This window comes from Allobosea sp. ASV33 (assembly GCF_016428755.1).
Lineage (GTDB): Bacteria > Pseudomonadota > Alphaproteobacteria > Rhizobiales > Beijerinckiaceae > Allobosea.
Window position 1 is genome coordinate 1 of record NZ_JAELTI010000249.1, and the last position, 377, is coordinate 377.

Below are 377 nucleotides of genomic sequence, written 5' to 3' on the forward strand. Positions count from 1 at the left end.
ATCGCCGGCCAGGCGGTCGACGCCATGGCGAGGATCGAGACCGCCTCGCAGAAGATCTCCGACATCATCCGGGTGATCGACGACATCGCCTTCCAGACCAACCTCCTGGCGCTCAACGCCGCGGTCGAAGCCGCGCGGGCGGGTGACGCCGGCAAGGGCTTCGCGGTGGTGGCCTCGGAAGTCCGCACGCTGGCGCAGCGTTCGAGTGCGGCGGCCAAGGACATCTCCGGGCTGATCTCCTCGTCGAATGTCGAGGTCGGCGACGGCGTGAAGCTGGTGCGGCAGGCCGGCGACCAGCTCGCCCGCATCCTCGCGGCCTCGCAGAAGGTCGCGGCGACCATCGCCGACATCTCGGCGGCGTCGGGCGAGCAGGCCAA

General features: G+C 70.3%; 1 protein-coding gene. It reads left to right on the top strand.

Annotated elements, in window-relative coordinates; all coding sequences use genetic code 11:
- On the top strand, nucleotides 1-377 hold a 377-nt coding region (locus tag JHD80_RS27365; protein ID WP_248311820.1), incomplete at both ends, for a methyl-accepting chemotaxis protein.